The sequence below is a fragment of the Spiroplasma alleghenense genome (assembly GCF_003363775.1).
Taxonomy (GTDB): Bacteria; Bacillota_I; Bacilli_A; order Mycoplasmatales; family Mycoplasmataceae; genus Spiroplasma_B; species Spiroplasma_B alleghenense.
This window is the reverse complement of the sequence record NZ_CP031376.1, coordinates 981,714-1,006,022: the sequence shown is the minus strand read 5'-3', so window position 1 is coordinate 1,006,022 and position 24,309 is coordinate 981,714. Positions and strand designations below refer to the sequence as shown.

The following is a 24,309-nucleotide window of genomic DNA, read 5'->3' as shown; positions in this document are numbered from 1 at the left end:
ATTTAACCCAAAATAGTTACTATTAAATTTGCTCTAAAAAATAAAGGATAATTTACAAATAAGATATAATATATTTAGTTTTTAAAAATATAATAATTAGATTAATAGATGGAGAAATAAATGTCTAGAAAAGAAAAAATTAAACTTACGAAAATATTGGTTACCATCAGTTTATTTATTTTGGTTTTTATTTTTTCTCAAATTTTTTGATATCTAGTAACAATGACCCAGGATGTTAATATTAAGTACCTTCCAGGAATCGAAAATGATTTTTTTAACGGTTTTATTGTTAATGGTATTGATATTTCAGATAAAACTATACTTAGCTCGCGATATTTATTTTTTTCCTCTGGAGGAAGCAAAATTACTAACAATTCGGGCATAGTACAGTTATTGGATTTTGTTTTTGTATTTACATTTTTTGCTACGGTTGCGTTTTTATGTATAGAAACCAAAAACTCTCGTCATAAATTTTTATACCCAGCTGCCATCGCCTCATCTATATGTATTGTTTTTTATATTATTTTGTTTTCGCTTCCAATGAATAAAAGTATTTTTCAAAAGGTTTTTGACCAGCAAATCTATGATTACTTTGGAAGAGACTTTTTTGATACAGATATTCTTAAGCAACAACTAGATATTTTAAGAAATTCTATTATTGAAAATTTGGGTTATTATAAGTATCTGAAATGCAATATACCAGCAGTTATAATTTCTAGCTTAGCCTTGATTAGTATTTTATCATTATTAGCAGAAGACTTCCTTTATTTAAAAAAACAGAAAAAGACAAATGTTGATCCAAAAAAACAAGAAATAGGATTGATCGAAATAGACGATGAACCCATTGTTGAAGCATTAGAACTTAATAAATCACTGGCAAAAGAACCAAGAATTAAAATAAAAAAAGCTTACTATTTAACGCTATTTATTTCAACCACAATACTTTCAATTTTCACAACAATTGTATTTTTTTGATTGATTTTTCAAAGTGTGGATATAAGAGAAATACCCGGAGTTGAAAAAGATTATTTCAACGGCTTTGTCAATGAAAACGGTCAAGAACGTTGATTGCTATTATTTTATCCACATTCACTATTTTCAATCCATTCAGATTGAGGTTTGGAAACCAGTAGTGTTTCTGGATTGCCGATTTCATTTATGCCGTTATGAGTAATTTCTTTTTCAAACTGAATGGGATTAAGAGTTTACAAAAAGGGTAGCCCCAAAAGAGAAGGTGTGTTCGCCTCTCTTAATGTAGTATTTTTAATAATTTTTTTTAATATCTTTATCGAATTAAGTATTTATTTTAAACCTGATATTTATGAAATAGCATTCAGAAAAACTCTATTTTTCTACTTTGAAAAAAATTATTTAATTTCAACTGTAGGAATTGAAATCTTGGATTTACAAATTGGAGAAGCAGCCAAAGGATTGGAAAGTTTGTATGATTATATATTAAAACCAATATCAATTTCTATCCTTGTGCTTTCCTCTTTAATCACGGCTTTTATCTGTTTCTTAATTGGAAGATATGCTTATATAAAAACCAAATCAATTATTACTACTTCTAAAAAAGTTGATAATGTTAGCTCGGTGTAAAATAACTTTTTACTTAGTAGTAACATTTTTTAAAACCATAATTTTAAAATTGATATAATTAAGTTTAAGGGGTATATTTTATGGAAGCAGTTATTACTAAATTAATAAAAATGAAGAAAGCAGAAATTCCCAACACTACCGAGGTGATTGCTTCAATTCTAGTAGATAAGTTTATGATTGGGGTTTTTCCTAACTCAAAAGAACTCGCCCAAGAAGCGATTGTTTCAGAATCATATATTACTCAATTTGCCAAAAAACTAGGCTACACAGGTTATCGTGAATTATTAACAAGATTAAAATATGAGTTTGAACATTTCCATGGTGAAAAAGAACCAACACATATTGAACTAGATATTTTTCAAGACCTTCAAAAAGATGTAGTTGAAAACATTAATTACTTTCAAAAATATAAATCAGTATTTTTGAAACTTGCCCAAGAAATTTCTAATAGTTCAAAAATATTTATTTACAGTTCATACCAGCTTAGAAATTTTACTCAATTATTTTTTGAAAATTTATTACTTTTAAATAAAAATGTTTTAAAGTTTGACCACACAATGCAAATGATCGAGAGTTCAAATTTGGTTGAAGAAAATGATTTAGTAATTGCTTTTATTTCAGGACAAGACAATTCTCATTTTATCGAGGTATTACAAATGGCTGGTAAAAAAACTAAAAATATTTTTTGCATAACTTCTCATTCTCAAGAGAATCGCTTTAAAATTGATAGAGATCGAAAAATTATTATGGACAATATTGGTCCAAACCAATTAGACTTTCGTTTAATTAATTTAAACTACATTTTGGTTCAAATTTTAGCAATTTGTAAAACCATCAAGCCTTAAAACCTAAATATTGATTTAGGTTTTTTTATTTGTAAAGTACTTTACAAATTGTTAAGCACTTAAAACCTACTGTTAAAATCATCAATTATAAAACTAATTTGTTATTTTAATTGTAGGAGGAAAAACACATGAAGGAAAATAAGATTAAGTTATTTGCCCCCGTTGATGGGAAAGTTCATAGTATTGAAAAATTAAATGATGGCGTCTTTAGTGAAAAAATGCTTGGCGATGGATTGTATATTATTCCAAGTGGCAAAGATTTCTATGCCCCAGTTGAAACTGGAAAATTAGAAATGATCACTGATTCCAAACATGCATTTTATTTTTCAACACTTGATGATGTAAAAATTTTAATGCACATTGGATTAGACACCGTTAAGTTAAATGGTGAACCATTTAAAGTGGAAGCAAAAGTCAATGATAAAATTTTACTTAAAAACAAAATTGTTAAAGTTGATTTGGATGCGATTGAAAAAGAAAATATTTCAACAGCAACTCCAATAGTTTTGGATACTAACGACTCACCGGGTTGAAGTTTTAAAATTTTAAAAGAAGGAGCTGAAGCTAAAAAGGGTGATTTAATTGGAGAGTGAAATTATACCAAACCTGTTAATCAAAACTATGAGGATGAATTTGATTTTCTAAAGGAAAAGGGTCGTTATGAAAAAATTGCTGAAGAAATTTATTATGCAATTTCAGGAAAAGAAAACTACACTGAAGTTTTTAGTTGTATGACTCGATTAAGATTTGAAATAAAAAATACCGAAAAAGTTGATATTGAAAAAATCAAACACATCCCAATTGTTAAAGGAATAAACTGACAAGGAAGTCAACTACAAATTATAATTGGAGGAGAAGTTTATAAGGTATTGGATGCTGTTAAAGTGTTTGTAAGCAATTTAAATTATGATCAAAACAATCAACCAATTATTATTAAAAGATCATTTGCAAAACGTTTAACTGCAGCGGTAACTGGAGTAATTATGCCAACCATTCCACTACTATTAGCTTCGGGATTGTTAATGGGAATCAAAGCCATTCTGGTAATGAGCAACGTGATTGTTGACATGGGAATTGGTGCGGGTCCAATAAATACAAATGTTGATTCATTTAGTTTATTCTTTAATCTGCTCGCAGAAAGTGGTTTGAAACTATTTGGAATCTATATTGGATATAATACTTGTAAATACTTAGGTGGTAACACCTTATTGCAGTTATTTATCGGTCTAGCAATTGCGGGAGCCACTTTGGGAATGAGTACAACCCAATGAGATTTATTTACCATAGGTAACTTCCATATGAAAGTTGGAATTTATACTTCATCAATCTTGCCTCATATTGCTGCTGCTATTATTTTATTTCACATTGAAAAATGAATTAAAAGTTGAATGCCAACAGCCATTGATATTATTTTTAGACCTTTATTAACCATGACAATAACATTTGCTGCCGTGTTCTTTGTTGTTGGACCAATTCTATTTTTACTAGAATCAGGAATTGGATTTGTAATTGGTAAGATTGCTTTAATTCCATTTGGAATCGGCACCGCTGTCTTTGCCTTTATCTGACAACCACTAATTCTAACAGGAATGCATGTCACCGTGGTAATGCCAATTGCGGTTACAAATGCGCAAGGATTCCACTCAACTTTATTAATTGCTATGAACATTGCAACCTTTGCTCAAATGGGAGCCACAATTGGGGTTTGTGTTCGAACTAAAAACAGTCAACTACGAACTGCAGGACTTTCAGCTTTACCAGGGGCTTTAGTTGGAATTACTGAACCAGTAATTTATGGAGTTAACTTACCAAAATTCCGTCCCTTCCTAGCGGGAGTTTGTGCTGCAGGAATTGCGGGATTACTTTCTGGATTACTAGCAGTTGAAGCGCGATTACCTGGAGGAATGGGGGTTTTTGGATTCACCACAACACTTGGAGATCCTAGATTGGTGGCTGAAACAATTGGGGGAATCCTTGTTGATCCTAGTTCCCACAATGTCTTCACTGGAGCCGCCAACAGTGCTGTGCTTAATTTAGTTTTATGATTTATTGTTAATGGAGCTGGATTAGTATTAGGAATTGTATTTACTCTATTGGTTTACAAAGAAAGAATTTCAGAAAATAAAGAAATTATTAAAACAAATAACAAATTAGTAAAATATTACAGCAAAGCTTTAAATACTAATTCAAGTTTGGCTAAAAAAGATTTAGAAAACAATTTGAACAAATTATCAAGTTATATTAAGGCAGAAGATTTATTAAAAATAAAAAATCTTGAACTACAACTAGTCAAACTTTCCAAAATAGAAGGTAAAGCTGAGAGTTTGCTTCAAAAACAAGAAAAAAGCAAAGAGGCTTTAATTAAGAAATTGAAAGTTCTGGTTAATAAACCTGAAGAAAAACAAAATAAAACTTTAATTGAAAAATTAAAACAAAATTATTTAAAAATTAAAAATAGTGATGAAGTTAATAAACTATTTTCAGAAGCACAAATTATAAGAGAACAAATTGAGGTTGAAATGAGTTGACTAACTAATTGACAAAAAGATTTTATGAACTTAATTGATTCAACTTTAGATGAAGTAGTTTTAAAAACTAAGTATCAAGATATGAAAAAAATAAGCAGTAACTATTTCAATGCCATTCACTCATTGGATATCAATTATTTGATTACTGAAAAAGATGAAAACAATTTTGACAAAAAAGAATTTAAAAAATATCAAAAAAACTTAGCAATTACAAATTAATGAAAGGGTTTAAAAATGTTTAAATTAGAGAATTATCCTAAAGGTTTCCTTTGGGGAGCCTCCACCTCAGCTTTTCAAGTTGAAGGAGCTAGTAATAAAGATGGTAAAGGGGTCAGTGTTGTTGATTTAGCTAATCACGGCAAAGAGTATTGTGATTTTTCAATAGCATCAGACTTTTACCACAACTACAAAGAAGATATTAAATTATTTTCTCAATTAGGAATGAAATCATATCGCTTTTCAATTTCTTGAACGCGAATTTATCCTCAAGGTAATGGAGAGATTAACCAAAAAGGAATTGATTATTATAATGATTTAATTAATGAGTTAGTTAAATATAAAATTGAACCAATTGTTACAATTTATCATTTCGACCTGCCCTGAGCTTTAGAAGAGCAAGGGGGTTGAGCTAATCGTAAGTTGATGCTAGAAGCATTTACAAACTATGCTAAAACTTTATTTGAAAACTTTGGTGATCGAGTTAAGTATTGATTAACAATTAATGAACAAAATATTTTAACTATGGTAAATATGATTGGGCTGTTTGTTCCTGGAGTAAAAAAAAGCCCTCAGCTTTGCTATCAAGAAAGCCATGTGATGACTTTAGCCCAAGCTTTGGTTATCAAAATGTATCACAAAGACTTTAAAAATCAAAAAGGTAAAATTGGTCCTGCCCCAAACATTGCGATGGCTTATCCTGCCAGTGCAAAACCCGAAGATGTCTTAGCCGCTTCAAATGCCAATGTAATGAGAAATTGAATGTATACCGATGTTTGTGTTAATGGAAAATATAATCCTATTGCTTTGTCTTATTTCAAACAAGCAAACATTGATATTGATTTTCAAACTGGTGATGATGAAATTTTAGAAAATGGTAAACCAGATTTTATCGCCTTTAATTATTATTCAACTTTCACTGTGAAAGCGGCTGAACCAAATTTTGAGTACCAAAAAAATAATGGATTAGATCAACAAACTGGTTTTGATGTTCCGGGAATGTTTGTTAGTGTTAAAAATGAAAACTTAAAAGCTAATGAATATGGTTGAGAAATAGATCCAATTGGATTTAGAACAACTTTAAGAGAACTATATTCACGATACTTGCTACCAGTAATGATTACAGAAAACGGGATTGGGGTTCGTGAGGAATTGAATCAAAACAATACTGTTGAAGATGATTATCGTATTGATTATTATAAAAATCATTTATTAGAAATGCGTAAAGCAATTACAGATGGAGTTGAAATAATTTCTTATAATCCTTGAACTGCAATTGACCTAGTTTCATCTCATCAAGGATTTCAAAAACGTTACGGATTTATCTATGTAAATCGTGACGAACATGATTTAAAAGATATGAAAAGATACTGTAAAAAATCATTTTATTGATATCAAGATGTCATTAAAAATAATGGTAACAGCATTAAATAAAATTACTTGAATATTATTTTAAAGGACCATTTCAAAGGTCTTTTTCTTTTTTTATGAAAAGGAAAAACCACTATATTAATTATAAAATTCTAACTCTTTTATTTTATAATTAATTTAAAAAAGGATTAAATTTGTGATAGTATAAATAAGACTTAACTAAATTGATTGAGTCGCATAAAGGAGGATATTATGTTTACAAAACTATTATTAACTTTATCAATGATCAATCCAATAGAAAGTGGCTTATCAATAAATTGAACTTTGTGAGATATCTAAGATATTTATGAAGCAGTCATTTAGCGTAATATTTAAATTTTCATTATTAAGAATTATTAAGAGTAAAGTTTTTATTATTATTTCAGCAATCATAATTGCTTTAATATTATTAATCCAAATTTTGACTATGAGTCTTGGTCAAAAAATAGTTTTTAAAACTCAAATAGCAATGACTTTTATAATAGGTTTATCAATATTTTGAATTTCATTTGTGAATATAAATAACGCAATTAGGATTGCAATAATAGATGAAAGAAGTGGACTGCAAAGCTTACAAAATCGCAGGGGAGTTAAAAAATCTACGCAGTTTTTTGCGAAATTTCTACCTTTAAAAATTATTACAACCTCATTTGTCTTAATAGTTTTTATGATATTCGTATTTGTTACCTTAATGTACCCGATACCTTTAAAAGAATTTGTTGTTAAAAATCTATCAATCGGGTTATTTAGTTTAATTGCATATGATTTTCTAATTTTTGGATTAGTTTTTGCAATAAGTAGCAAGACAAAGTCTTTGAAAAAAGCTTTGCCAGTTGGCTGAGTAATTATGACAATGTTTATGCTATTTCCGCTCCTTGGAACAATATTCTTTTTATTTGAAAGTTCTTACGACTCTAATCCTAAAAATATATTTAATAATTATGAAATCAGTAAACACGCTTTGCAAAAGACGCAAAATGAGAAAATTAGTTTTTTAAATCAACTTTCAGAAAGTCTAGAAATCCTAGAGAATGAATTGATGGAAAATATTACAACTGATAGACCCGGGTGATGAGAGGGTAAATTGTATAATGAAAGAGACATTATTGATTTGTTTTTAAGAAACGGGTTAATCACCTTACTTGGAGATTTAATTGAAAAAAATCAACTAATTACTTATTTGAATTATTATCTAAAAAACTTTGACTCAAGTTTAGCAAATGAGTCGATAATAATCAACGAGAGCAAATTGAAGGACACATTTGAAAAAAGTTTATACTATCAATTTGTTAAATCAATAAATATCCCCTCAGAAGGCAAGAGAATAAATAACTATCATAACTCTTACTTTTATAAAAATTTTTCAGGCAACTGAAGTAAGCCTCAGCAATTAAAAGAGGTTATAGACAATTTTAGGGGCTTTGATAATGAACTTGGTAAAATTTCTTCAAGTGAAATTAGTGCCTTAATAAAAACTATTAAAAATATTTATGATTATGAATTTAGTATTAATTTAAATAGAGACGTTTTAGAAATTTATGAAACTGATCAAAATTTCGACCAGAATGTATTTTTAAATTATCAATTTTGAATTGATTTTAGTCCGTACTCTCCAGGGTCGTATTTATTCAATATTATTAATTATAAAATAATTGACTCACTAAAAGAACCTTTTAATATTGATAAATCATCTTTTATTTTTGATTCAAAATATGCACTAAACTATCAAATCAATCCTTTCATGATATTTTATGAAATGGCATATTTTTCAGGAAGTAATGATCCCCAATCAAATCACATACTTACAAAAAATTCTGTCATGCCAATTTCTGGATTCACATTTTATGACTTAAATAGTGAAGGTGATTTAATTTATTCAAAAAGGCCTTTTATAGTTTGACTTAACTATTTATTATTTATAGGTTCAGGGATTATGTTAACCTCATTTGGATATCGATATTTCAATAAGCAAAAGAGTAAAAGTAATATGATTGATTAAATTTTAAAACAGTAGCCAAGAGTAATTTCGCTTACTAATGGCGCTGTTTTGCATTTCATATTACAAAGCCAAGTTTAAATAATTCTAAATTTTAATTAATTTATAATTAGTTTAAAAGAGGAGTATTTGTGATATTATTAGTATGTATAAAATAAAAAGGGAGACTTATGAAACAAAATACCAAAGTTATATTTAAATTCTCGTTTTTAAGAATCATTAAAAATAAGTTTTTTATTACTTTTTCAGCAATTTGTATATCACTAATTATCTTAATACCAGTTTTAGCTATTAGTCTGGGAGAAAACATTATTTTTGATGTTGAAGTAGCAATGATTTTTATCATTATTTTATCAATATTTTGACTTTCATTTACAAACATTAATAATATTGTGACAATAGCCATAACTGATGAAAAAAGCGGAATTCAAAGTTTGGAAAATCGCCGCGGGGCAAAAAATTCAGCAATATTTTTTTCAAAATTTGGTCCATTAAAAATTATTACAATATCATTTATTTTGCTAGTTTATTTAATATTTACCTTGGTTACCTTGATTTTGCCAGTTCCTCTTGGCGGATTTATAATCAGAAATTTAGCTGTTGGAGTTTTCAGTTTAATTGCTTATGATTTTCTGATTTTTGGAGTTGTTTTATGGTTAAGCAGCTTAACTAAGTCTTTGAAAAAAACTCTTCCAGCAGGATGAATACTAATGACATTATTTATGTTCTTTTCTATTTTTGGTCCGATATTTTTTGCCTTCAATCCCAATTTGGGAGAGCAAGCTGGTAATGTCTACGACACTAGTATTGATAATAAATTTAAGTTACAAAAAACTCAAACTAATGAAATAAATTTTTTAACTCAATTATCTGAAAGCTTTTTTGAGCTGAGAGATTCTTTTAACGATAATATCGTTCAAGAATTGGATTTTGAAAATCGTCCAAAATTCTTTGCTTCTGATATTATTAGTCCAATTATCAACTACGGAATGATTACATTTTTTGGAGAGTTAATAGAACAAAATAGTTTTGAAAAATCTGTGGAAAGTTATTTTCTAAAGTTTAATACCTCTTTGGAAAAATGCAACATAACTATCAACGAAGCTGAGTTAAAAGAAGTTCTTAAATATAATCTTTATTATCATTTTGTTAAGTCACTAAATATTAAGGCAGTCGGAAATAAAGAAGAACATTTTAAAAATTCATTCTTCTATAAAAGCAGCCCCAAAAACTATAATGGACCTCAACAGTTAAAAGAAGTCTTAGATAATTTTAAATCATTTGAATATAAGGGGGCAAAAATTTCTGATGAGGAAATTGAAGTTTTAAAATTGGCAATTATCGATACTTATAAATTTGAATATACCACTCACCCTTACATCTTTTCTCAAACTATGTATATTGGATATGAAAAAAATAATTCAGGCGACTTTTTGGAAAATTATAATTTTTGAATTAACTCAAGTCTTTATTCTCCGGGTTCGTATTTATTCAATATGCTAAATGCTGAAATGATGCATTATTTGAATTATCCAATCAAAGTTGGTGAAGAAAAATTTCAATGAAAGTCTAATGCAACTATAAATTATCAAATTAATCCATTTATGTGATTCTATGAAATGGTCTATTTTTCTGGGTCAAATAACGCTAAAGTAGATTCAGTTATAACTGAGAACTCTCCTTTACCAATATCAATATTTACCTTTTATGATTTAGATAAAAACGAAGAATTAATATACTCAAATAGACCATTTGCTGTTTGAGCCAATTACTTAGGATTTATAACTTTTGGAACCGTGTTATCGGCTCTTGGTTATCGATTATTTTGTAAAACCAAGGATGAAAGAAAGTTGGTAGATTAAAATGTTAAAAATAGTAGATGTAACAAAAGATTTCAAAAACGGGAAGGGTGTCTTTGATTTTAGCTTGGAATTAAAATCAGGACAAATCATCGGTCTTGTTGGTGATAATGGTTCAGGAAAATCAACCTTGTTAAAAAGTGTCTTTAATGAGTATAAAAAAGATACGGGACAAGTTCTTCTAAATGAAGAATCGATTTACGAAAATAATAATTTTAGCAAAATTTGCTTTTTCCCAGACCAAAGTGTCTATCCCAAGGATATATCAATTTATCAATTTGCAGTACATGACGCTTTGTTGTGTGGCATGAATAAAAAAGAGGCTGTAGCAAGATTGGATATGCTACTTGAAAAATTTGAATTAAAAGAGTATCGTGAAAAGACTTTTTATGAGTTAAGTGCGGGTATGCAAAAACGTGCCATGCTTGTAATTTGCTTAGTAACCCAGCCAGAATACTTAATTTTGGATGAGCCAACTGCGAATTTAGACGTTGGAACTAGAATTGAATTTCACAAAATCTTAAAAATGCTTTCAAAAGAGGGTGTCGGGATTTTGATTACCAGTCATATGATTAATGAATTAGAGGAAATGATTGATCATTTAGTAATTATTGAAAAAGGGGTAACTAAATACAATAAAGCCTTTAATAATAAAAAAGAATCAATTGAAACAATTTACAAAAAATCAACTATCCAAAAAGTTGAAAAAGATTACTCAGAAATTTATAGTAAAAAAACTAATTAGATTAAAAACCAGTCAAGCGGGATGACTGGTTTTAATTTTCAAAATTTTGATAGTGCTTATAGTTTTCATTAAGATATTCCAAAAATCCAAATATTTAAAAGTTTTATGGAAATTATTATTAATATGTGTATAATGAAATTGTAAACTTATAAGTTTACAAGAACATAGAATATTTAGAGGGAAATATTTATGAGGAAAATTATACCAATAATCGGAGCCCTCGCTTTGGTTCCGCCAGTTTCTATGAATGTGATAAAAACCCAGCTGGACTCAAAAAATACTTATGAAGTACCACCAGCAGAAGTAGAATTAATAGAGGGACGTGGTTTGGCGCTGCCAATTAACACCCCCTTATTTAGAACTGTTTCATCAGGATGAAATGATAATCAACAAGATTCAGGCACACATTTCTTTAGTAGTTTACAACCATGAGCATCAAGCGCGCAGGAGTTTACGAATTTATTTCCAACCTTTTCTTTATCTAGAGAAAGAGTAAGAGGTAATATCTTGGGAAGTGATCGTTTTGCTGATACAGATATTAATTTAAAATTTAATACAAAAGATTTATTTGATTCTACTTTGTCGTTACGTCAACTTATGTCCTTTTCAGAAAATATAGGTTCAGCATGACAAGAAATAGTTGCTCGAGCTAGATTTTTTATGGATCCCGTTACATTAGTATTAAGAATCCAGTGAGATATATCAGCACACAGCAGGGCAACTACTAGCAGCCCATGGATAAGTTATGAAGTTTCAAGAGTTTATTTCTGAGAATCATAATAGGAGGATAATTTTATGCAAAAAATTTTACCAATAATAGGAATTTTAACAATGACAACACCGACATTAATAAATTCAATTAAGCCCGAAGTGGAAAAAAATAGTGTAAGTTATAAAGAAGCAAATGATGAAGGTTTTGTATCTCTTAACGGGATGTTGGCTCTTCCAGTAGAAATAGATGTTTCAGAATCTGTTTCTTCTGGATGAAATGGATTTGATACAAATAGAAGTCAAAAAACTGTTATCAATTTTAGAAATTGAGCAAGTAATTTATCCGAATTTCTTAGACGCTTTCCAACTTATAGCACAATTGATGAGTCAGCTAGGGGTAACGTATTAGGGGTGGATAGATTTGCTAATACAAATTCAGAGGCTCGATGAAATACAAGAGATTTAATAAATCAACCTCAGTGAGCGATGTTAGCTGTTGAAGAAAGACTCGGTTTAGCTTGACAAGAAATTGGAGCTCTAACAAACTACACTATAGACAGCAATATGGATTTTACAATTCATTGAGATTTATATTCTGGAAGTCAAGCGGCAACAAGTAGCCCTTGAATTAGATACGATATTAAAGATATATTTTTCTGACAATCGAGTTCGTGAAATTAAAAATTTTTAAAATATTTATTTAAAAAAAACATAACCTAAATGGTTATGTTTTTTTACAGTTTTTAATTTTATTTAAAACTGGGGCATAATTAGAATATGAAATTTTGTACGAGAAAAGGGGAAATTAAATCAAAATTCAAGTTGTTAATGGGAAAATTTTATTTAATATACTTTTTATTTATTATTGATTTTTAAAAATAAACACTTATAATATGAACATATTAAAGCAAACAAAGGAGATTCTTCGCTTTTATTTTTGAATAACCTAAAATTGCTTCAATATTAGAAAATAAGAGAATTGCCATTATGAAGAAATTATTGAGTATCCTTTCCGCTTCTGTTTTAGTTGCGTCAGCTCCGCTAAGTGTGGTTGCTTGTAAAAAAACAATTGTTGATGAAATCACCCCAGATTACAGTCAATCATTAAAAGAATTTTTAGATTTATTAAAATCAATTTTTAAAGAAAATATGCAAAGGCAATTTAAAGATTTGCAAATTCTAAATGCCCAAGAAGCTAAGGATAAATTTGAAGGTTTAGACATTGATTATTTATGAAATTTATTACAAAATAATACCGAAAACACCAAAGAATACATTTTTGAAAAAGATTCAGAAGAATTCATAAAATTATCAGATTTTTTACAAAATCAAGTAAACTTTACTGTGATTCAAAACGATATTTTAAATAAAGTTTTAAATAACCCAGATTATCAGAAATTTTTAATTAATAAGGAAACTCCGATTCGTAATTTAGTAAACATTGATAAAATTGTTTTAACTGATAAATCGGGAGTTGCCAACCAAAGAATCGTCGCCATTGACTTTCAAATTTCAACAGAAATAAATTTTTTGAATCTTGAACAAAAAGAAACAACACAAGAAACTACTTTTTCATCAACAATTACAATCCTTGAAGATATTGATATTAGTGACGATGTTAAAGAAATTTCAAATGATTTATCTGATAAGATAACCAACGATGAAATCGCCAATAAGTTCTTCTTTACAAGCAATTCAGCAAATACTTTTGAAACTGCAACTCAATTAAATAAACTAACAAATTTTGAAGATATTTTTAAAAATCAAATCGCAGCAGATGTTTTAGGATCGTCACAATTTAAATTTAAATTAGATGAAGTGAAATATGAAAATCCTGAAAAATATACAATTTTAGCAGACCTAACAGCTCCGGTTGATATACCATTTAATTGATCAAAAGACTTTGATAAAGTAAATTTAATTAAAGCTGGTTTAAAAAATGGGGGATCAACTCTTGATAATTTAGCAATTGAACACGCTCAAAGAAACTCTATTTTTAACAATAATTCAATCTATCCTGAATTAGCACAGTATTTGAAAGAAGATCCTGAATCTTCAGAAATAATTAACCTTTATAATTTGTGAGAACATTTAAAAAGGGGAACTCAAACTTCAGCTTTTAGAACTTTATTGGCAAATAAGGGTATCGAATTAGATAAAGGCCATGAAACCCAAGAGCAAAGAAGAACAATTGGTCTTTTTGGAACTCAAATAACTGGAATCAAGTTAGTCTATCAACCCGAAGTTGGACCTGAAATTGAGTTTGAAATGCCAGAACAATTTGTTGTTAATAAACAATTAACATCATTTTCAACAACTCAAGAACTGCACAATGAATTTACTCGTGCTAATTTGTTATTTATGAGAGAAGCTTATGGTTTTAACCAAAAAGATAATTCAGTTGGTGAAAACAACTTTGATTACACTTTCGAATTCCAGACTCCGAACGCTTTTAATAATAAGTTAGTGGCGGGACAAAGCTATAATACCAGAGAAATATTTAACCCAATCTTTGCCGAGACTGTTGATAAACTTGAAGCTCAAAAAGACAGTTATCAAATTAGTTCATTTAAGGACTTCATTAATGGCTATAGTTTCTTAAAAGCCAGTGAAACTTTCAAAATAAATGATGAAGGTTATATCTTCTTTTACAATAAACAGGGTGTTTTAATTAATTCTTTAGAATTGGCTCAGTCATATAGTACTTCGGATTTGGAATGAGGATTTCAAGGAAGTCTATCCATTAATATTTCCGCTGGGGTAAGAGATGACATTTTAACTACAGAATTTGGTAATCAAATAACTCCTTGAAAATTTAAATTATAAAAATTTCCTTAGGGAAATTTTTTTATGTTTTACTGATAATTTATATTTATTTTGACATTAATTTTATTTAATATAAAAAAACATCTTTTTAAAAAATAATTACTATATAATAATTTAGAAAGGAGCCATATGGGAAAAGATACAAAATACAGAATTGCTAAAAACTGAAATATTGTTAATATAGTAATAATTTCTCTAGGAACGCTATCAGGAATATTTATGGGATTTTTAATGATGATAGCAGGTGCTACGGGATGAGGTATTCTAACAATAATTTCTGTTATAGGTGGTGCAATACCATTATTAATTATGCCAATAATCCTTCAAGTAACTTTAAAAAAAGATTTAAAGAACGGTTGTCCTAAAGTACATAATGCAATGGCGATTTGCGCACTATTCTTTGCTGCACCATTCGGACTTATCGTAGGATTATTTATTTTATTAGGTGATGTTGATACAGCACCAATAAGTAGTTCTTCGAAAAGTAGTGAATTGCTATAGTTCAAATTATAGACAAAACGAAGCTTTTAAAGTTTCTTTTTTTATACTTAAAATAAGTTAATTATTAATTTTATATTGGTATAATGATTAGGACGAAGTATGATTTCTTGGAAATTATGAGGTTATTTAATGGAATACAAGTTTAAAGTAATATTTAAATTTTCTTTAAGTCGAATTCTTAAAAGTAAGGCTTTTATAGTTGTTACTTCAATTTTTTTCTTAATCTTGAGTTTGATGATGATTATTGCTATGAAGAACTCTGATAATATTTTAAAGAAAACCGAAGCTTGAATGATAGTTATCATTTTGTTTTCTATGTTTTGACTTTCATTTGTTAATATTAACAGTATTGTTAAGATATCAATTAGTGACCTTAGAAATGGCATTCAGGGATTAGAAAATCGAAGAGGTGTAAAAGATTCAACAATATTTTTTGCCAAATTTTTACCCTTAAAAATAGTTACTTCTACTTTTATCTTTTGTGTCTTTCTGATTTTTACTTTCTTTACTCTTGTTTTTCCGGTTTCAATGCAAGGCTTTATAATCAGAAATTTGGCTGTTGGAGTTTTTAGTTTATTCACTTTTGATTTGATTATCTTTGGATTGACAATCTGAATTAGTAGTGCAACTAGATCTATGAAAAAGAGTATTTCTTTTTGTTGAATGGTAATGATATTTTTTATGCTGTTTCCAATTTTGGGACCCGGAGGATTTTTTTTATCAATGGATAAAGAAATTGAAAACCAATATAATCCGTATTTAAAATATCAACAATCACTGCGCAATACTCAAAACCAAGATGATAATTTTTTAACAGAACTTTCTAAAAGTGCTGCTGATTTAAAAACTGTTTTAGAAAGTAATATTACCAGAGAAGGTCGTTACAAAGATGATGCTCCAGATAGTGATTACTTGATTAAATTATTTTTAGATCGTGGTATGTTAACTTTTTTTGGTGATTTAATTGAAAAAGAAGTCTTCAGTGAAAGTATTAATTTCTATTTACAAAATTTTGGCTGAACTTTAGAAAGTTTAAGAATCAAAGTTGATGAAGAGTCTATAAAAAAGGAACTACAAGATAATTTGTTTTACCAGTTTACCAAGTCTGTAAATATAAAATCAAAAGGTAATAAGGAAAAGCATTGAAAAAATTCATATTTCTATAAAAATAGTTCTAGTAATTACAACAAATCTCAACAATTAAACGAGGTAATCAATAATTTAGATAATCTCAAAAATAACGGTTTTGAAATTAGCGCCAAGGAAACCAAAGCTTTAAAAAAATCAATTAGAAATATTTATCAGTCAGAATTTAGTCCCTATTCAAACAAATTAGTGATTGAAACAAGATCAAATACTAGACCGCTTAAGTATGACTTCTTCAGTAATTATCATATTTGAATCCAATACAGCAATTATTCTCCGGGATCTTACTTGTTTAATATGATCAATTATAGTTTGATTAAAGATCTAAAACCTCTTAGTTATTTTGATCAAAGTTTGTCTTTAAAAGTAAATGGAAGGGCTAATTTCTTGCTAAATCCCTTTATGTGATATTATGAAACCATTTATTTTTCTGGGAATAATAATATTGATACAAATAGTTTGATATCTAAGAACTTGGCAATGTCAATAAATGAATTCAATTACTATACTTATAAAAGTAATGGGGATTTAAAATTTGGTAAACGTCCATTTTCAACAACAGCTAGTTATATTTTATTATTTTCTTTTGGGGCGCTATTTTCTTATTTGGGTTATTGAGCATTTATTAGACCAAATGATTTGAAAAAAAATTCAGAATAATATTTTTAGTAAAAATTTCCGCTTTTTGTATTTTTATTAAATATTATTTACAAATGAAACCAAAAGTAATATAATTAAAGTGCATTAAGTTGCAAGAAAGGTATTAAACTATGAAAAAAATATTTCCATTTTTAGCGGCGGCAAGCCTTGCTTTGGCTCCATCGCTTAGTTTATCAAAAATATCAAGCAATACTAATCTTTCAGAAGAAAATTTTTCAACAATAAACGAATTAAAAATTAATCATACTGTAAAAACCAAAAAAAGCGGGACTCAAACTAAAAAAGATGAAAAAGAAGCTATATATTCAACAAAAACTTTAGATTGAAATGGTGAAATCCTTAATACCAAATATGCTATCGCACATGGAACCTTTAATTTAGGGACTTATAAAAAACCAAAGACTTTTTATTCATTAAGCATGGACTATAATCCAGAACTTTCTGAATCAAATAAAAGAGTTTGAACATCGAATGATAATCTTTACACAAACGACCAATGAACAGGCTGGGGTCACCAAACTTCTAGAATAAGTTTAAAACTATCTGCATATTACAATCAAAAGGAAAATATAACAACATTTTACTTAAATTCAAGTATATATGCTAGAACAGCTGGATCTGTTCATTCCTGTACAACAACTTCAAAAGTTGATTCGATTGAACTTTTAAGTTGGTAAATTTTAGAAGGATGAAATATGAATTTACAACTAAAAAACGTAGAAAAGTCTATAAATAAAAAACCTATTTTAAAAAATATTAGTTTTGAATTGAATGAGGGTGAAATAATTGGTTTCATTGGTGATAATGGTGCTGGTAAAACTACCACGATTAAATCAATATTTCAAGAATATCAAATCCAACATGGTGAAATTTTGATAAATGATCAAAAAATTGATAACAACATTTTGAAAAAAATTGAATTTTTTCCAGATCAAAACAACTTTCCCAAAAACTATAAAGTAAGAGATTACTGTTACTATAACTACAAATTATCAAAAGAAGTAGTTAATAAAGATGAATTTAATAAATTATTTGAAAAAACTATGACAGCGCTAAATTTACAAGAGCAATTAAATGCAAAATTTTCTCAATTATCTTCGGGAATGCAAAAGAAAGCTTTGATGGTTATGGTACTTTTAACAAAACCAGAAATATTAATCTTAGACGAACCAACTGCCAATTTAGATGTGGAAAGCCGCCTAGAGTTTAACGAGATTTTAAAAATGCTTTCCAAAGATTTAAAAATTAATATTTTAATTACAAGCCACAATATCGAAGAATTGGAAACGTTAATTACAAAGATAGTTTTAATAAAAGACGGAGAAATCATTTTATCCAAAAAATTTGATAAAACAAAAGAAAAACTAGCAGATATTTATGCCAAACATTATAACCGACCAAGCAGAAGTTTGGTAAGCGGTAAATTAGAAGAGATTTTAAAAAATGAAAAATAGTATTTTTGATAAAACAATTTTCAAGTATTCCTTTAAGAGAACTGCTTTAAATATTCCGATTTTAGTTTGCACCTCTGTTTTGTTAATATTTTCAATTATATTGTCCTCCCTTTTGGTTACAATGGGACAAACTTATGTATTTGCAATTATTTTATTCTTTATTTTTTTAACTATAAATTTGACTGTCTTTAATTTAGTAAATCTAAGTAAAATTTTTCTAACCGATATGGAATTAGGTGTTATGAACCTTGAGATTAGAAAAGGACGAAATAATAAGGCGATATTCTGATCACGATTATTTAGTAATTTAATAGTGAGTGTAGCTATAATAGCGACTTACATGATTATTTTCATAATTATTTTAGCAATTAAAAATCCATCAGAATTAAAAAACTTCCCAATGATGTTTTTCTTGATAATTCCTTTAAATCTAATAATTGTTGGTACTTTTTTGCTAATTTTTTCTTTTAGAAAATTCAAATTGGCAATTGCACTTTCAACACTAATTAGTGTTTTAATTATTCCTTCACCACTTTTAGGGATGACTGCAAGTATATTTATTAATGAGGATAGTCAATTGAATTTACAAAATGACATAGCAATATTTTCTAATATTAGAAATCAAACATTAAATTTACTAAAAAATGGAAACGAAGTTGTAGACCGAGTTTTGAACGAAGCAAATTTATTAAATGATTTGTTTGAATTAGGAGAAGAATCACCAATTTTAACTAAACAAGAATTAATGATTACATCTCTAAACTCAGGAATTTATAATATTGAAGATTTAAAAATTGCTTATAAAAAACCAGAAAATGAAAATCATTTAGAAGGCGATTTTCCAAAGGGTATTAAAGACACCCTATTAATTAAGGTTAATAGTGAAATTATTGGAGAAAGTGAAAGTAATAATCTTTCTAGAAACTATAAAGAATCGTTTTACTTGAACCAGCCCTTTAATAACAAGCAATTTCAATTTACTAAAAATGAATTTGAAAAAACTATTAATTTAATAAATGGTATGGATTTAGGATTTTCTAAAAATCACATGAAGGAATTCAATAAGCTTGTCTATACTTTTGGTATTAATCAAATTTGAAACAGTCGTTCAACTAATCAAATTTTTAATAATGAAGTTATGGAATTTATTTTTCCAACAATAAATGATCAACTGACACCTAAACTTCATGATTTCTTGAAAAAAGGGGAAATCAATACTCCTGTTGGATTGAGAGTTTGGAATCAAGCTGTTGCTCAAATATTTTCAGCAGCTTTATATCAAGAAGATTTAGGATATGAAAAACTAAATATCGCAAAAGTGAACGCTTATAACTTTTTCTTTCCATGAGCTATGACTTACGAAACAATTGTAAATCCTAACCCATTTTTAAATGACTTTCAAATTTTAAGAAATAACAAAAATGAGACGGCCTCATTTTCGACATACATTTTCGACAATGGACATAAATATATTAATATTGCAGAATCAGAAGATCTAGAATATAGTGGCTATGCCATTCCGGGTGTAGAAATAGTTGAAAGTAAGCAAATATCAAAAAGTAATAAGTTATTTAATAAAATTGGTTATGAAGCCTTCTTATTAGCAACTTCTTTAGTTATGATTGAAGTATCGTACTTAATATTTTCTAAAAAATTAAAATTATAATATTATTTATTAATTGCCAAACAAATGAGAATTAACTCAGAGGTCTGGCATTTTTTAATGAAAATTAAGTTATTATTTTTTGACTATTTTGATTTATTGGGAGTAAAATAAAGCAATAAATTGTTATTTTAATTTTAAGGAGCGTGAATTTGATGAAAAAATCAATAACTTTTGCTGGAGGTTGCTTTTGAGGGGTGCAAGCCTACTTTGATAGTTTACCAGGTGTTTTAAAAACAACAGTTGGCTATGCAAACGGCACAAAAGAACAAGTCACTTATGAAGAAGTTTGTTCGGGAAATACCGGCTTTGTTGAAGCTTGTCAAATCAGTTTTGATGAAAACCAAATTACATTAGAACAACTTTTACAAAAATATTGAAAAATAATTGACCCTACTTTAAAAAATCGCCAGGGAAATGATTTTGGACCACAATATCGTACTGGAATTTATTATAATTTAGAGGATGAAGAAGAAATTGGAACTATTTTACAGCAATCTCGTGATGAAATAGCTAAAAAAAATTCAAAACCAATTATGACAGAAATTAAGCCTTTAGAAATTTACTTACTAGCAGAAGAAAGACATCAAAAATATTTAGAAAAGAATCCTAACGGATACTGTCATATTAAGTGATAAATATCGCATCAGCGGTATTTTTTATTTAATAAAAAAATGAATTCGCAACTGTTTTGTGCTTGTAAAAAACCTAAAAAATTGTTATGATTATAAAATAGATATATAACATAGTAATAGGGGGTATTACCATGAAAAAACTACTTAGTATTTTAGCATCATCAACATTAATGATTGCAGCACCCTTAAGTGTTGTGGCTTGTCAAAAAGAAACTTCAAAAATTAAAGAATTTGATTTTGCAGACTTGGAGAAAAAGTTTTTAGGAATAACTGAATTGGTGTTTCAACAAAATCTTGCCGAAAACTTTGAAAATTTATTTTACCTAAGCGAAAAAGAAGCCAGTCAAGAATTTTCGGACTTTGATTTTAATAATTTATGAGACCATGTAGGAACAGCGGCTAACGGAGATGCCTTTGTTTTTGAAGAAGGGACAAAAGAATTTGATCAATTTTCTAAATTTGTAGATCAAACAATAGACCTTGACCAGCTAAATAAAGATGCAAACCAAAGAATTGTTGGCAATGTTAATTATCGTCCCTTATTAAAAAATGGTAAAAATCCTTTTACCTCAAAAATAAAAATTCAAAAAGTAAGTGCAGTTCAGAAAACTAAATCTGAAAGTATTGGTGAAAGAATTTTAGGATTTAATTTCTCATTAACAACAACAGTTGAATACTTAGATTCAACACAAGCAAATAAAACTTCAGATATTTGATTTGAGTCTACAATGACAATTTTTGAAAATGAAGAAACTTCAAATAGTTTTTGAAAAATAGCTGATGATTTGCAAGTTTCATTAGCTTCAAAAGAATATGCTAATTCTTTTATAATTGAGAGCAATTCTTATGATTCAGAAAAAATTAGTCAGACTATTAATACCTTATCTAATTTTAATCAAGTTTTAGAAAATATAGTTAAAGATAAGGTTTTTAAAAACAATTTAGATAATCAAATTGATTATTCAAAATTCAATTTTAAAACAGAAAGAGTTCAACAAGTTGTCAACCCAGATCATGTTGTCTTGGCTCAACAATTTGCTGAAAAAAATGACAAGCCTCAAATAAGCTGAAAAAAAGATTACTACCAACGTATTGATCTAATCAAGGATCTTTTAAAAAGTGGTGGAGAAACTATCGATGATGCCGCCAAAGAAATGTCGCGTCGTAATTCAGTATATAGTAATGCTTATATTTCAAAAGGACTAAAAGCTCATCTAAAAAAAGATAAGGTTTCTTCGGAGGTAATAAATGCCTTCAATATGTGAGCATATTATGATGATTTAACTTCTTTAAGAAATGCAGTTTTGGAAAGAAAGATAAACCTAAATAAAAACCTTGAGAATGAAGAAGAATTAAGAACAATTGGGTTATATGGAACTCAAATTAGAAGCTTGCAATTGAATTATACAAATAATGATGAAAGTGTTGTGCTTGATTTACCTGTACAATTCATAGTTCATCGTCAACATACAACTTTTGCAAATACACAATTGCTTCATGATGAATATACTAAGGCAAACTTAATTTTTGCACGCGAGATTTTTGGTTTTGCAGATAAAGATTCTATAAAAGCTGATGAAAATTTTGATTATACTTACGAATTTAAATTAGCTGAAAAAATGGACGATAAAATCGAGATTGGTAAATCATATGATTCTCGTGATATTTTTATACCAATTGTTGAAGAAACAATAGCTAAATTGGAAAAACAAAAAGAACAGTATAAAATTAGTTCTTTTGAAGACTATATAAACGGCTTTGGTTTAATAGAAAAGCAGTCTTATTTAAAAGTAAATGAAGCTGGGTACATTTATTTATACTTAGAAAATGGTAATCCATTAGGTTATTTATTCTCAACTTCATATAGCACCGGAGAATCGGATTGAGAATACCAGGGTCCAGACTCTTATATTAACTTTAATTTAGGAATAAGAGATGATGTTACAATTAATGAATTTGGTGAAGGGAAGACCCCTTGAAAATTTAAACTTTAATTGAATCAAAAATGATAAATTTAAAAATAAAAGGAAAATATAATATGACTAAATCAATTTATAAACAGTGATATATTATTGTAACCCTTGCAACAGCAGGGGTTTTCTTAGTTGCTTTTTTATTAACATCTTTTGGAAATATTGACAGGTGATTTGCTGATGTTATGGGAGAATGAATCCAAGTAGACTTTATCAAGTTTTGAGTAGTTTTTTATAATGAAATGGGATTTACCTCGTTATTCTTAGTATGTTCAATCTCAGTAGCAATTTTAATTGAAACTTTTTACTCAAGACATGACCAAAAATCAAAATTTTATAAAACCATTTTTGGATGCTATTCATTGTTAATTGCATTTTTCCTCTACTATAATCTAGACCGTTTAGTTGGGGTAGTAAATGAAAATACAGGATGAGGTCCAGGAATTGATGTAGAGTATTTAACAAACAATAATTTTAAAATCGCTAGTCGAATTAGTATATTTGTAATAGAATCGATTATTTTGATTATTTCAATTTACTTATTGAGATTTAAAATATCTAAGTCAAAAATTCTTGTAGAAAATCGCGCATGAGTAATAGCTCTTAGTTCAATCTTCTTTGGAATGATTTGCTACTTTACTATCAACTATGTTTTAAAACAAACTTTTGGTCGACCTTACTATTTAAATGTTGAATTTGAAAGATATATTGGTAAAGTTAACCTTGATGAAAATGGTTGAGCTGTTGATATTGATTTAACACCTGAAGCTCAAAAATTAGAACTAGATCACCCAGACCTAAAAGAGCAAATTTTAGAAAGTTATAATACCGGAGGTTATTGAACTCAAGCAGATGGATACTATAAATGATATGAAATTAATGGTAATTGGTATCAAAATTTAAAGTATTGAACAAATCTAAAGTGACTTACATGATGAATGAAATTTGATCCAAATTATGTTAAACCAGCAGCTTGGGCTAATGGAGATTTCCCCTCAGGGCATACAATTTCAGGTTATACAGGAATATATTATGTTTTATTTGCAAGTACTTTAATTAAGGACGATAAAAAACGTCACATAACAGTTAACACATTATTTATAATTTGATTTATAAATGAAATGATAATGGTAAATATACTAGTAGTTGCAAGAACTCACTATATTTCAGACACTTGATTCTCATTTGTTTTCTGTACAGCCATTCTTATTTTAACTTTAAGATTGACAAATACATTGTCAACAAAAGTTATTTTAAAAGTTCGTAATAAAAAATCATTGGAAAACCAATTTACATTAATTAATAATAATATTTATGTTTACTTTCAAAATGAAAATCAAATTAAAATTTCAAATAATACAAAAAAATCATTTGATAAAAAAATTAAAAAATATTTAAGAGAAGAGCAAATAAAGGACTTGAAGTTAAAACAAACTAGTATTTAAAATTATTTACCACTTTCAAAGTGGTAAATTTTTTTTTGAAAAAAAATTAAAATACTGGAAATTATTAAAGTATGTGATACTCTAATTAAAGAAAGCC

18 protein-coding genes are annotated in these 24,309 nt (G+C 28.0%); all 18 read left to right on the top strand.

Going from position 1 to position 24,309, the window contains the following annotated elements:
• Window positions 1-120: 120 nt before the first annotated feature.
• Window positions 121-1,599 (top strand): hypothetical protein, encoded by a 1,479-nt coding sequence (locus SALLE_RS04580; protein WP_115558447.1) that lies wholly within the window; start codon window positions 121-123, stop codon window positions 1,597-1,599.
• Window positions 1,600-1,679: 80 nt separating this feature from the next.
• On the top strand, window positions 1,680-2,444 hold the full coding sequence (locus tag SALLE_RS04575) for a MurR/RpiR family transcriptional regulator (RefSeq protein WP_115558446.1): 765 nt from the start codon (window positions 1,680-1,682) through the stop codon (window positions 2,442-2,444).
• Between the two features lie 128 nt (window positions 2,445-2,572).
• Window positions 2,573-5,191: a glucose PTS transporter subunit IIA gene (locus SALLE_RS04570; RefSeq protein WP_115558445.1), complete on the top strand. Its 2,619-nt coding sequence runs from the start codon at window positions 2,573-2,575 to the stop codon at window positions 5,189-5,191.
• Between the two features lie 15 nt (window positions 5,192-5,206).
• On the top strand, window positions 5,207-6,622 hold the full coding sequence (locus SALLE_RS04565; RefSeq protein WP_115558444.1) for a glycoside hydrolase family 1 protein: 1,416 nt from the start codon (window positions 5,207-5,209) through the stop codon (window positions 6,620-6,622).
• 283 nt (window positions 6,623-6,905) lie between these two features.
• Complete coding sequence (locus tag SALLE_RS04560; RefSeq protein ID WP_115558443.1) at window positions 6,906-8,597, top strand: hypothetical protein; 1,692 nt, start codon at window positions 6,906-6,908, stop codon at window positions 8,595-8,597.
• Window positions 8,598-8,764: 167 nt separating this feature from the next.
• Window positions 8,765-10,456: an ABC transporter permease gene (locus SALLE_RS04555; protein ID WP_115558442.1), complete on the top strand. Its 1,692-nt coding sequence runs from the start codon at window positions 8,765-8,767 to the stop codon at window positions 10,454-10,456.
• A 1-nt stretch (window position 10,457) separates the two neighbouring features.
• On the top strand, window positions 10,458-11,198 hold the full coding sequence (locus SALLE_RS04550; RefSeq protein ID WP_115558441.1) for an ABC transporter ATP-binding protein: 741 nt from the start codon (window positions 10,458-10,460) through the stop codon (window positions 11,196-11,198).
• 189 nt (window positions 11,199-11,387) lie between these two features.
• Entirely contained in the window at window positions 11,388-11,978 is a 591-nt protein-coding gene (locus SALLE_RS04545; RefSeq protein WP_115558440.1) for a hypothetical protein, read from the top strand.
• Window positions 11,979-11,993: 15 nt separating this feature from the next.
• On the top strand, window positions 11,994-12,590 hold the full coding sequence (locus SALLE_RS04540; protein ID WP_115558439.1) for a hypothetical protein: 597 nt from the start codon (window positions 11,994-11,996) through the stop codon (window positions 12,588-12,590).
• Between the two features lie 306 nt (window positions 12,591-12,896).
• Complete coding sequence (locus tag SALLE_RS04535) at window positions 12,897-14,735, top strand: lipoprotein (RefSeq protein WP_115558438.1); 1,839 nt, start codon at window positions 12,897-12,899, stop codon at window positions 14,733-14,735.
• Window positions 14,736-14,864: 129 nt separating this feature from the next.
• Window positions 14,865-15,236: a hypothetical protein gene (locus tag SALLE_RS04530; protein WP_115558437.1), complete on the top strand. Its 372-nt coding sequence runs from the start codon at window positions 14,865-14,867 to the stop codon at window positions 15,234-15,236.
• 129 nt (window positions 15,237-15,365) lie between these two features.
• On the top strand, window positions 15,366-17,042 hold the full coding sequence (locus tag SALLE_RS04525; RefSeq protein ID WP_115558436.1) for an ABC transporter permease: 1,677 nt from the start codon (window positions 15,366-15,368) through the stop codon (window positions 17,040-17,042).
• A gap of 110 nt (window positions 17,043-17,152) precedes the next feature.
• Complete coding sequence (locus SALLE_RS04520; RefSeq protein ID WP_115558435.1) at window positions 17,153-17,719, top strand: hypothetical protein; 567 nt, start codon at window positions 17,153-17,155, stop codon at window positions 17,717-17,719.
• A gap of 18 nt (window positions 17,720-17,737) precedes the next feature.
• On the top strand, window positions 17,738-18,496 hold the full coding sequence (locus SALLE_RS04515) for an ABC transporter ATP-binding protein (protein ID WP_115558434.1): 759 nt from the start codon (window positions 17,738-17,740) through the stop codon (window positions 18,494-18,496).
• On the top strand, window positions 18,486-20,162 hold the full coding sequence (locus SALLE_RS04510; protein WP_115558433.1) for a hypothetical protein: 1,677 nt from the start codon (window positions 18,486-18,488) through the stop codon (window positions 20,160-20,162). The genes SALLE_RS04515 and SALLE_RS04510 overlap by 11 nt, the downstream gene beginning before the upstream one ends.
• 152 nt (window positions 20,163-20,314) lie before the next feature.
• Entirely contained in the window at window positions 20,315-20,797 is a 483-nt protein-coding gene (gene msrA / locus SALLE_RS04505) for a peptide-methionine (S)-S-oxide reductase MsrA (RefSeq protein ID WP_115558432.1), read from the top strand.
• A gap of 128 nt (window positions 20,798-20,925) precedes the next feature.
• Window positions 20,926-22,788, top strand: coding sequence for a hypothetical protein (locus tag SALLE_RS04500; protein ID WP_115558431.1), 1,863 nt, complete (start codon window positions 20,926-20,928; stop codon window positions 22,786-22,788).
• 44 nt (window positions 22,789-22,832) lie between these two features.
• Entirely contained in the window at window positions 22,833-24,212 is a 1,380-nt protein-coding gene (locus tag SALLE_RS04495) for a phosphatase PAP2 family protein (protein ID WP_115558430.1), read from the top strand.
• The last annotated feature ends 97 nt before the right edge of the window (window positions 24,213-24,309 follow it).